This is a genomic window from Nocardiopsis sp. NPDC101807 (assembly GCF_044766605.1).
In the GTDB taxonomy this organism is placed as follows: domain Bacteria; phylum Actinomycetota; class Actinomycetes; order Streptosporangiales; family Streptosporangiaceae; genus Nocardiopsis; species Nocardiopsis tropica.
Window position 1 is genome coordinate 1 of the sequence record NZ_JBIWMK010000013.1, and the last position, 10,471, is coordinate 10,471.

Below are 10,471 nucleotides of genomic sequence, written 5' to 3' on the forward strand. Positions count from 1 at the left end.
CTTGCGCTGATGGTACTGCCCTGTGGTGGGGTGGGAGAGTAGGTCGCTGCCACGGTTTTTTGTGGGGAGGGGGTCGCCTTGTTGGGCGGCCCCCTCTTTTTTGTGTGTGGGGTGGTTTTCGGGGGTGGCCCCGTTTTTTTGTGTGTTTGTTTGTGCGTTTGTGAAGTGGGTGGTGGACAGGGGTGGTGGTGGGGGGTGGGTTGGTCCCCCCGTGTTTCCAGGAAAGCGGAGTGGGGGTGGGTGGTGCCAGGGATGGGTGCGGTGTGTGGACAACGCGGGGTGGGACAACACGGAGCCCGCGGACGCTCACGGCCTCCAGGAGGCGGCTGAGGGCTTCCCGCGCAGCCGTGCCGGGTCGGACGCCCGAGGGCCCTGTCCGTACTCCTCAGGGGCGTGAGCCTTCGGGGGCCGGAACGCGCCGTCGGCACCCCTTCCGTGTCCCGGAAGCGGACCCGGAGCGGCGTCGGGCCGGCCTCGGCCGGCGGCGGGGCGCCCATGGCGCGTCCCATCCCCGGACCCGTTCGCGGGCACCCGGGAGGATGCACCCGTCGAAGCGGGACCCAGGGAGTCAGGGGGCGCGGTCCCGCACGGGCGGCGCCCGGCCGGGGCGCTCGGAAGCACAAGGGGGAGGCGGCCGGAATTCGGGGGCCGCTTTTTCTCAGTCCTCGTCGGCTTCGGGGGAGTCGATGAGCTGCCGCAGCAGCGCAACGAAGTCTTCTTCGCTCATCGCCGACCAGTCCACGTGCTCGTTCATGCTCTGCGGTTTTCCCAGCCTGCGGACCAATAAGCCTGCGGTGGCCGAATTGCTTTGAGAAGTCTGGGTTAACACCGCGTTGGCGCAGGTGGAGGAACCGTGGACAAGCGGGGTCGGACCCGCGGGGACCTTTTCCGGGCTCCTCCCCCGCCACGTCTCAGACGCGCTGCTGGAGGGCGCTCCGGCACTCGGGGCAGCGGCACCTCTTGTTGTACCCGGTGACGGTGCCGTGCGGCAGGGAGGGGTCCCGCTGCTCGGTGAGCGTGAAGTCGAGCTGGTCGCCGAAGGCCGTGAGGACCCGCGCGGTCGAGAACACCTGCTTCGGGGTGATGCCGAGTTCGGTCGCCGCTTCGTCGATGTGCCTCCCCATGCGGAGTTTCGCGATGAGACGCGACCGGGTACTCGGCGGCATCTGGGCCTCCGCGTTCGCGATCAGCTGCTCGGCGTCGTCAATGGGGTAGCTCATGGGTTTCCTCTATGTGTGCGGGTACGCCTGCCGCAGCAGGCACCTCAAGCATCGTACGCGGTTTCGTCCCGCTGGTATCGGGGTGAGACATAGGTGACAGGCGATGCCCGACCCCGTCCCCGCCCGGGTCGCCCTCCAGCGGTCTCCCGTTCCTTCGTGCCGGTGTTCTCCTCGGCTGCCTCCGTCGGTCCGTATCGTTCGACCCTGAGTGGTCCATGTTGTCACTGTGACTGAGGAGAAGGAAAAAACCCGGAGTGCTCGATGGTGAACATGTGCCTTCCCAACCCTCATCCTGGCTACTTATTGTGACAAAAGGCAGGTTTGTCGCCCATGAGAGCGGAAGGAGGGAACCGTAATGCCTCAAATCTGCTGCTCTTTTCTAGAAACGCATTGCTAGATGCTAGGCGCCGTGTTTCGCTGGTCTCCTACCATCTTCGCTCTGTGTCATTGGATGGCCTCATGACCAGCCCCACGGTTCGTCGTCGGCGACTGTCCGCCGAACTCCGCCGCCGCCGAGTCCAGGCCGGCCTGACCCTCAGCGATGTCGCAGAGGAGCTGGAGTGGTCCCCGGCCAAGCTCGGGCACATCGAGACGGGTATCCGCAAGTGGCCCTCCGTCATGGAGATCGCGGCCCTCCTCCGTCTGTACGGGGTGACGGGGGGACAGCGCGAGGCCATCCTGACCCTGGTCCGGGAGTCCCGGCTCAGGCCCTGGTGGACCGAGTACGAGGACGTCCTCTCCTCCGCCTACGTCGGCAACGAGGCCGGAGCCGTGTCCGTCCAGACGTACGCGGGCATCCTCGTCCCCGACCTCCTCCAGGTGCCCGACTACACCGCCTCGGTGGCCCGCGCCCTGGGCCACGGGGACCGGGGGGCCGACCGGATGGTCGCGGCCTACCTCAAGCGCCAGGAGGTCCTCGACCACGGCGGGCTCGAGCGCTACCACGCCGTCCTCGAGGAGGACGCCCTCCACAGGATCGGTTCCGACCTGGAGCTGTTGCGGGCGCAGACCTCCCGGATCGTCGAGCTGGCGACCGGGTCCGACCGGGTGACGGTGCAGCTGCTGCCCACCTCGGCCGGGCCCCACCGCGGGGTGGCGGGCCCCTTCTCCGTCCTGGAGTTCGACGAGGACGAGTCGGCGCTCGCCTACGTCGACGCGACCCAGGGAGGGTCGATCGTGGAGTCGGACGAATCCGTTCGCGCCTGCAAGCAGGTATGGTCCGAACTCACCGGCATCGCGGCGTCTCCGCAGGCCACCATCGGGATCCTGCGGAGGATGGCGCTGCTGACCTGACCCCGCCGGCGCCCCGGCGGGGGGATCGACGCCAGAAGTTGGTGCGAATCGGTCCACCGTGGCAGGGACCGCCCCCGATGGCTTGCTAGTCTGCTAGGTGACAACCTCATAAAGTTCTCCACGGAGCCCCCGTCCCCTGACGGGAGCACGTGTGCACGCACCGGATCAACGAAAGGGTCCAGACAGTGAAGAAGATCATCGTTCTGGCGCTGGTGGCCCTCGGGGCTTTCGCCGTCTACCGCAAGATCCAGGCGGACCGCGCCGAGCTCGACCTGTGGACCGAGGCCACGGCGGCCAGCGAGAGCTGACCACCGGGCCGCCCGGCAGCCGCGAGCGGCCGGGTCGGCGCCACCGGGCGATCCGGGGACGGGCGCGGAGCGCGCCGTCCCGGAGCCCGCGCATCAGTGACACGAAGACGTGGGTGGGCCGACAATCCCGTGGCGCGACCCACGGCTTTGTGCTGTCACGGGTCCTCCCCGGCGACCGCATGATCGCAGACGCCTCCGAGGACGGTATGCTCTGCATAGCGGCCCGGGCCTGAGCCCGGGTTCCGCGGGGCCATAGCTCAGCTGGCAGAGCGCCGGTTTTGCATACCGGAGGTCAGGGGTTCGACTCCCCTTGGCTCCACAGCGACAACGCGCGGACCAGACGTGGTGACGGGGACCCCCTGCCGGGGGTCCCCGTTTCGCGTTCCCCTCCCCCCGTCCCCGGGGCCCACGCGGGGGCCGGCGGCTCCGTCTCCTCCTGGCCGGTTCCGGCCGCCGTCCTCCGGCCCCCCTCGCCCGCGTCCGCCGGGCCGGCCGCCGGATCCGTCGACCGGTGTTCGCCCTATGAGTGCTATACGGAGAAAAACACGAATGGGGACGTGTGACCGTATTCAAAGGCGCTTGGGGAGCGAAAGTAGGAATTGTGTTCGGTTACCAATGGGTAGTGCGAGTTCGGCCGTCCGGGATGCCGAATGAGGGGCCCGGGGGAGTGCGGCTCGTGGGAGGCCCCGGAGTGCCTATAGTCCGTTCGGGTGAGAAGGATGACGGAGAGTCCACTTCGGCCGTGCGCGTCCGGGTGGGTCCAGTCGCTCATGGGATGGCATGAAGTCGCAGGTCATAGGGCTTGTCGGTGAATGGTCTGCCCATGACCTTTCATTCCGGTTACGTGGACCCGCCCGTACCACATGCGGTGACTCTGCGTGTGTGTATGATGACACTCCCTCTCAGTGCAATGGTTCTACTGGGCCATATGAGAAATAGGCCTCTTGGGGTCTGTTGGTGAACTGGGACGATCCGTAGTTTCGACACCAGCGACAACGAGGAAGACACCGCGCCGAAACGATCGACCGCCGAAGACGGCCCGTACGGCCCCCCGTACGTGCTCCGGCCCCGTCATCGGATCGGTCCGCTTCTCCTCACCGCCGACGGTCGCGCCGGTCGGCGGATTTCCGATCACCACACATGCTGATCTTGGGAGTGGGGCAACATGTGGAATGAGAAGATGGCAGCCCGTGCCAAATGCCGGGAGATCGATCCTGACGCCCTGTTCGTGCAGGGTGCGGCGCAGAACCGCGCCAAGCTGATCTGCCGGGGATGCCCGGTGCGTACCCAGTGCCTGGCGGAGGCGCTGGACAGCCGTATCGAGTTCGGTGTCTGGGGAGGCATGACCGAACGCGAGCGCCGCGCCCTGCTGCGTCGCCGCAAGGACGTGGTCAACTGGTACGAACTGCTGACCAGTGCCGAGCGCCGCTACGAGGCGGAGCAGGCCCGGCAGGACGACCTCCGCTCGGGGGCCGCGGCATCGGCCGGCGCCGCCGCGCAGCCCCCCGTCGCGGACTCCGGGACCGCCCCCGTGGCCGTTCCGGTCCACGTGGCGGAGGCGGCTCCGGTCCCGGCCGTGGCGCGGGCCTGATCCGCGGCACGGACCGCTGAGCCCGACCGGCCTCCGGGGAAGGGGCGCCCCCGGACCGGGTCGGGCAGACGAAAGTCGTGGTCCGCCTCCACCCTAGGGGGGAGGGCAGGATCAGGGGAGGATCAGGGGCGGCCCCGATGGCGGTGGCCGAACCTGTGACGCATGATGGTGGGAGTACGGCTGAACCGGGCCGTGCTCCCGTCGTCGTTGGGAGTGGGAGTGGCTGTGCAGGACCCTCAGTATCCGGCGAGACGCCCCTGGGAACCGCAGGCCCAGCCGCAGATCCGTCTCACCGACGCGCAACGCGACTCCGTCATCCGGGTGTTGCAGGAGGCCTTCAGCCAGGGACAGCTCGACGAGGAGGAACTCGACGAGCGGACCGGCAAGGCCATGAAGGCCAAGTTCGGCGCCGACCTGGCCCCTCTGACCGAGGACCTCGGGGTGACGCCGCAGGGCTCCCCCGCCGGGGCCGGGGCGTTCCCGTTCGGCTCGCCCGGCGGAGGCGGCGGCCAAAGGCCCGGGCCCAAGGAGCCCCTGCCCAGCACCCCCGCCGAACGCTGGGTGGCCGCGGCCGCCCACGGCGGGAACTACGTCTTCCCCGTCGTGGCCCCGCTGGTGCTGTTCCTGGCCAGCGACAAGATCTCGCCGTACGTCCGGCGCCACGCCATGGAGTCCCTCAACTTCCAGCTCTTCTGCGTCGTCGGAGGCATCGCGAGCCTCCTGCTCTCCTGGCTGGTCCTGCCGATCGTCCTGGTCGTCGCCATCGCCCTGGGCTGGGCCGTCCTGCCGGCCATCGCCTCCATGGTGAGCCTCACCGGGCAGAACTGGCGCTACCCGACGCCCTACCGCTTCCTCAAGGACGACCGGGCCGACACGCCTCCCGGGTCCTGACACGACGGAGCCGGGGCGGGAGGACCCGCCCCGGCCGGAGGGGATGAAACCGCCGCGTCGGCGGGGCCTGGCCGCCCTCGCCGCCGGACGCGGTGGTCCGCCTGTCGTCGTGTCGTCGTCCTGCCGGGCACCCGTCGGACGGCCTCTACCGGCCGGGGCGCCCGTTCTCCTTGGCGCGGTTGTCGCCCGAGGCGGCGCGGACGGTCTCCTTGGCCTTGCCCTTGGCGGCCTTGGCGGTCTCCGAGGCCTTGTCGGCCGCGTCGGAGGCCTTCTCCTCCAGGTTCTCCCGGGTCTCGCGGACCTGGTCGCGGGCCTGGTCCAGGTGCTCCTGCCACTCCGCGTCCTGCGACGCCTGCCGCAGGCGGATCAGCGAGTACACCACCACGCCGCCGACCACGGCGGCGCCGCCGATCAGGAGCCCGCGGGGGATCCGGCGGCCTCCGCGGCTCAGCAGCCGCAGTCCTCTGCGACCCGGGTTCGGGTCGACGCGTTGCGCCGCGGCGCTGAGGAGCCCGGCCACACGGGGCGCCACGGTGTCCTCCACACGCAGCGCGGCGGTCTCCAGTCGGGGGGCGGTCCAGCCACGCGCCTGGAGGAGCTTCAGGGAAGCCTGGTCCCGTGCCTGGTCGGCATACGGGCCGAGCCGGTCGGCCTGCTCCTTGGCAAGGTCCTGCAGACGGGCGAGGGTCGCCTCGGCCTCCTTGCGACGCTTGGCAGTGTTAGGCACGTCGTCAGCTCCTTCGATCGTTCACCGGTTCCTGCGGTCCCCACCCGGCGTGGCCGACGCGTCGAGCCACGATGGGTGGCTTCTCTTCGTCCTTCCCCGTTATCCGGGTGTTATCTCAACATACGTCCTCTCCGTCGGCGATCGGAGTTTCGACACCAACGGACGGGTTCTTCTCCGTCCCCTCCTTCCCACGTATCGCCGTCCCTCACATCACACCGGCATGCTCCGTCCCACACTGCCCGGCTCCGGGGCGGTCCGCCGGGTTTCGGACGAGCCCGGGAGACGGACGGGTAACGTGAGCACGTAAACGAAGTCGACCGAAAGGCACGTAGGTGTCGGACTCCAACGGTCAGCCCACTGCGCGGCTGAACACCTCCAAGGGAACCATCGTCGTCAAGCTGTTCGAGGAGGAGGCCCCGGAGACGGTCGCCAACTTCATCGGCCTGGCTGAGGGCACCAAGCAGTGGATGAACCCGACCACGGGCAAGCCCTCCAACAGCAGCCTCTACGAGGGCACGATCTTCCACCGCGTCATCGACGGCTTCATGATCCAGGGCGGGGACCCGCTCGGCACCGGCCGCGGCGGCCCCGGCTACACCTTCAAGGACGAGATCCACCCGAAGCTGCGCTTCGACCGTCCGTTCCTGCTGGCCATGGCCAACGCCGGCCCCGGCACCAACGGTTCGCAGTTCTTCGTCACCGTGGAGAAGCCGTACTGGCTCGACGGCCGCCACACCATCTTCGGTGAGGTCGTCGAGGGGGACGACGTGGTCACCGCGATCTCCAAGGTCGACACCGACTCCCAGGACCGTCCCCGCGAGGACGTGGTGATCAACAGCATCGAGATCACCCGCTAGCCGACCGACGAGCAGGCCAGGACTCCGAGGAGTGAGAGACAGACCATGACCGCGCCCCCGCCTCCGTCCGGTGCGGCACCGGAACCGGGGCCGACGGCCCCGCGCACCTGTTACCGGCACCCCGACAGGGAGACCGGGGTCAGCTGCACCAGGTGCGAACGGCCCATCTGCCCGGACTGCATGGTGGAGGCGTCGGTGGGCTTCCAGTGCCCCCGGTGTGTCGCGGAGGGGAACCGGGGCGTGCGCCGGGCCCGGACGCCCTTCGGGGGCCGGGCCGTCGCCAAGCCCTACGTGACCTGGACGCTCCTGGGCCTGATGGCGGCCGGGTTCATCGCCCAGCTGGGCACGTCCGACCCCATCGGTCAGGCGGGCTACTCCGGGCTGGTCCGGGAGTTCGCCATGCTCGGCTTCGGCCGGTGGGAGGACGGGACGCTCCGCGGTGTGATGACGGGCGAGTGGTACCGGCTGATCACCGCGGCGTTCCTGCACGGCAGCATCTTCCACCTGCTGTTCAACGGGTACGCCCTGTACGTCCTCGGGGCGCAGCTGGAACGCTGGCTGGGCCACGGGCGGTTCCTCGCCCTGTGGGTGGTCGGCGCGCTCTCCGGTTCGGTACTGAGCCTCCTGGCGGCGCCCACGCAGCTGTCCGTCGGCGCCTCCGGCGCGATCTTCGCCCTCTTCGGCGCGGTGCTCGTGATCGGCAAGAGGCTCGGCCTGGACCTGCGCATGGTGCTCGTGCTGATGGGGGTCAACCTCGTGTTGACCTTCGTGGTCCCGAACATCTCCTGGACCGCGCACATCGGAGGGCTGGTGGCCGGGCTCGCCGTCGGCGCCGTGTTCGCCTACCTGCCGGGCAGGGGGGCGAAGGCGTCGTCCCGGACGCTGACGCACGTCCTCCTGGTCGCCGCGCTCGTCGCCCTGCTCGCGGTCCTGGTGGCCGCTGCGCCGGTGATCGTCCTCGGCTGAGGGCCGGCGCCTCGTCGGCCCCGGGGGTTCTCCTCCGGGGCCGACGTCGTTCCGTGGGTCCGCCCCGGTGCGGGCATGACGAACAGAGCTACCCACAGCCTGTGGATAACCCTGTGGAAAACATGGATATGGGCTGTTCAGGCCCTATAAGGGGCGCGGCTCGCACGGCCGTTGACGGCCGCGTTCCGCGCACGTCCGGGGCACCGCTCGCCCCGGAGGGCGTCGGGTCGGTCGCGCGTTCGCTCGGCGGGGGTCAGTGCCAGCGGGTGGAGAGGACGACGGCCACGATGATCCCGCTGAAGCCGATCAGCAGGTTCCAGTTCTGCCAGTCCTGCATGTACGGGACGTGGTCGCCCGCGATGTAGTAGACCGCGATCCAGAGAATGCCGAGGGCGAAGAAGCCCAGCATCGTCGGCACGAGCCAACGCGGACTGACCTTCGGCTTCTCTTTGGAAGGAGGCGGGGTGTAGACAGCCTTCTTCTTGCGATCGTTGCGGGACTTGGGCACGGTCGCTGCTCCAGTACGGTGGGGCGGTTCGGAACGAGAACACAGTCTACGCCCAGGGGGGAGCCCGCGTCACCGGTGGGACGCAGGGGATCCCGGGCACGGCCGCCGGCTTCGCAACGCCCCGGGCCGCACGGGCCGGAACGGCGGACGGGCCGCACCCCTCGGGGTACGGCCCGCCCTCTCGCCCTGCGGCCCTACTGCCAGGCCGGGTGCCACTCCTGCGGACGGAAGTCCTGCGGGCGGAAGACGAAGCCGTCCGGCCCCTCCTGCCCCGGAGGCGTCCCCCCTTCGCCCGGCGGGGGCTCCTCCGAGCCCGGCGGGGTCTCCTCGGAGTCCGTCGGCGGCTCCTCCGTCGCCGGGGCCGTCGCGATCGTGACGGTCACCGTGGTGTTCGGCGCGACCATCTGCGCGGCCTCGGGCGACTGGGAGACGACCGTGCCCTCCGGCTGGTCCGCCGTCTCCTGCTCCTGGAAGGAGGCGGTCAGGCCCACCTGGCCCAGGGCGGACTCGGCTCCCCCGCGGGTCATGCCGCGGAGGTCGGGCACCGCCACCTGGTCGGGTCCGGAGGAGATGTACAGCGTGATCGCCGTGTCCGGGGAGGCGTCCTCGCCCGCGGCCGGGTCGGTGCCGATGGCGTTGCCCTCGGCGACGCTGTCGTCCGACCTCTGCTCCGGGGTGACGTTCTCGAAGCCCGCCTCGTTCAGGGTGCTGACGGCGTCGGCCTCGCTCTGGTTCTGCACGGAGGGGATCGCTATGTCGCCCGGACCGGAGGAGACGAAGAGGACGATCTCCTCCGTCACCGCGGTCTCGCTGTCGGCGGGCGGGTCGGTCTCGATGACCGTGCCCTCCTCGACCTCGTCGTCGGCCCGGGGCTCGGAGGTGACGTCCTCGAAGCCCGCCTCGGTGAGGGTCGCCCGGGCCTCCTCCTCGGTGGATCCGGCGACCGACGGCACCGGCACCGTCTCCGGCTCGGAGGGGCCCCGGTTGAACAGGACGAACACCAGGATCAGGGAGGCGATCACGCCGACGGCGAGGAGGACCCAGAGGGCGGCCTTGCCGGCGCCGCCCTTCTTCCGGTCGTCGTCGTACCGGTCGTCGTCGTAGCGGTCGTCCTCGTACCGGTCGTCGTAGTCGTCGTACCGGTCGTTCGCGGGCGGGAGCGCCGTCGTCGCACCGGCGGTGGCCATCGCCATGGTGCCCGCCTGGGTGGGCATCCCCGCCAGGCCGCGCTGGATGTCCGCCCGCATCTCGGCGGCGTTCTGGTAGCGCTCCTCGCGGTCCTTGGTCATGGCCCGGAGGGTGATGTCCTCCAGCCAGTCGGGGATCTGCGGGTCCACCTCGGTCGGCGGCACCGGGTCCTCGCGCACGTGCTGGTAGGCGATCGACACGGGGGAGTCGCCGGTGAACGGCGGCCGGCTCGTGAGGAGCTCGTAGAGCACGCAGCCCGTCGAGTAGATGTCGCTGCGGGGGTCCACCCGCTCACCGCGCGCCTGCTCGGGCGACAGGTACTGGGCGGTGCCGATGACCTGGGAAGCCTGGGTCATGGTCGCCTGGTCGTCGTTCATCGACCGGGCGATGCCGAAGTCCATCACCTTGACCTCGGCGTTGCGGGTCAGCATCACGTTCGCGGGCTTGATGTCGCGGTGGACGATCCCGTTGTCGTGGCTGTACTCCAGCGCCTTGAGGATGCCGTCGACCAGTTCGGCGGAGCGTTCCGGAAGGAGTCTGCGGTCGTCGTCCAGGAGTTCCTTGAGGGTGCGCCCGTCCACGTACTCCATGACGATGTAGGGGATGGACACCCCCTCGACCATGTCCTCGCCGGTGTCGTAGACGGCGATGATGGCCGGGTGGTTCAGCGAGGCGGCCGACTGGGCCTCACGCCGGAACCTCGCCTGGAACACGTGGTCGCGTGCCAGGTCGTGTCGGAGGGTCTTGATGGCGACGAGCCGGTCGAGCCGCAGGTCGCGCGCGCGGTAGACCTCGGCCATGCCACCGCGCCCGACGACGACGTCGAGCTCGTAGCGTCCGCCAAGGAGCCGGGGCTGGGACATGTCGTGCACTGATCCTTGTGTCTTCCGGAAGCCGCCCGTGGGCCGCCGCCTACCCTGAG

At 69.7% G+C, this 10,471-nt stretch carries 10 protein-coding genes, 1 tRNA gene and 1 pseudogene; 7 read left to right on the forward strand and 5 right to left on the reverse strand.

Annotated elements, in window-relative coordinates; all coding sequences use genetic code 11:
- Positions 1 to 658: 658 nt before the first annotated feature.
- A complete protein-coding gene (locus ACIRPH_RS29650) occupies positions 659 to 784 on the reverse strand; it encodes a hypothetical protein (RefSeq protein WP_267950589.1) in 126 nt (41 codons plus the stop codon).
- A 127-nt stretch (positions 785 to 911) separates the two neighbouring features.
- Complete coding sequence (locus tag ACIRPH_RS29655; RefSeq protein ID WP_267947404.1) at positions 912 to 1,220, reverse strand: hypothetical protein; 309 nt, start codon at positions 1,218 to 1,220, stop codon at positions 912 to 914.
- Positions 1,221 to 1,748: 528 nt separating this feature from the next.
- On the opposite strand from ACIRPH_RS29655, the gene ACIRPH_RS29660 reads away from it, so the two are divergent.
- From ACIRPH_RS29660 to ACIRPH_RS29680, 5 genes and pseudogenes are all read left to right on the forward strand, one after another.
- Positions 1,749 to 2,513, forward strand: a complete 765-nt coding sequence (locus tag ACIRPH_RS29660) for a helix-turn-helix domain-containing protein (RefSeq protein ID WP_402920553.1) — start codon at positions 1,749 to 1,751, stop codon at positions 2,511 to 2,513.
- 185 nt (positions 2,514 to 2,698) lie between these two features.
- Positions 2,699 to 2,821 (forward strand): DLW-39 family protein, encoded by a 123-nt coding sequence (locus tag ACIRPH_RS29665; RefSeq protein WP_014912962.1) that lies wholly within the window; start codon positions 2,699 to 2,701, stop codon positions 2,819 to 2,821.
- Between the two features lie 246 nt (positions 2,822 to 3,067).
- Positions 3,068 to 3,140 (forward strand) — tRNA-Ala (locus ACIRPH_RS29670).
- An 846-nt stretch (positions 3,141 to 3,986) separates the two neighbouring features.
- Positions 3,987 to 4,295 (forward strand): annotated as a pseudogene (locus tag ACIRPH_RS29675) (WhiB family transcriptional regulator); the annotation flags it as partial.
- A gap of 342 nt (positions 4,296 to 4,637) precedes the next feature.
- Positions 4,638 to 5,303 (forward strand): DUF1707 and DUF4870 domain-containing protein, encoded by a 666-nt coding sequence (locus tag ACIRPH_RS29680; protein WP_402920247.1) that lies wholly within the window; start codon positions 4,638 to 4,640, stop codon positions 5,301 to 5,303.
- A 145-nt stretch (positions 5,304 to 5,448) separates the two neighbouring features.
- On the opposite strand, the gene ACIRPH_RS29685 is transcribed toward ACIRPH_RS29680, so the two are convergent.
- Complete coding sequence (locus ACIRPH_RS29685; RefSeq protein WP_402920250.1) at positions 5,449 to 6,030, reverse strand: hypothetical protein; 582 nt, start codon at positions 6,028 to 6,030, stop codon at positions 5,449 to 5,451.
- A gap of 332 nt (positions 6,031 to 6,362) precedes the next feature.
- Between ACIRPH_RS29685 and ACIRPH_RS29690 the strand changes: the two genes are divergently transcribed.
- On the forward strand, positions 6,363 to 6,887 hold the full coding sequence (locus tag ACIRPH_RS29690; protein ID WP_402920253.1) for a peptidylprolyl isomerase: 525 nt from the start codon (positions 6,363 to 6,365) through the stop codon (positions 6,885 to 6,887).
- A 45-nt stretch (positions 6,888 to 6,932) separates the two neighbouring features.
- Entirely contained in the window at positions 6,933 to 7,853 is a 921-nt protein-coding gene (locus ACIRPH_RS29695) for a rhomboid family intramembrane serine protease (RefSeq protein WP_402920256.1), read from the forward strand.
- A gap of 253 nt (positions 7,854 to 8,106) precedes the next feature.
- On the opposite strand, the gene ACIRPH_RS29700 is transcribed toward ACIRPH_RS29695, so the two are convergent.
- Positions 8,107 to 8,361, reverse strand: coding sequence for a cell division protein CrgA (locus tag ACIRPH_RS29700; RefSeq protein WP_330157940.1), 255 nt, complete (start codon positions 8,359 to 8,361; stop codon positions 8,107 to 8,109).
- 194 nt (positions 8,362 to 8,555) lie between these two features.
- Positions 8,556 to 10,412 (reverse strand): Stk1 family PASTA domain-containing Ser/Thr kinase, encoded by a 1,857-nt coding sequence (gene pknB / locus ACIRPH_RS29705; protein ID WP_402920260.1) that lies wholly within the window; start codon positions 10,410 to 10,412, stop codon positions 8,556 to 8,558.
- Positions 10,413 to 10,471: the final 59 nt, after the last annotated feature.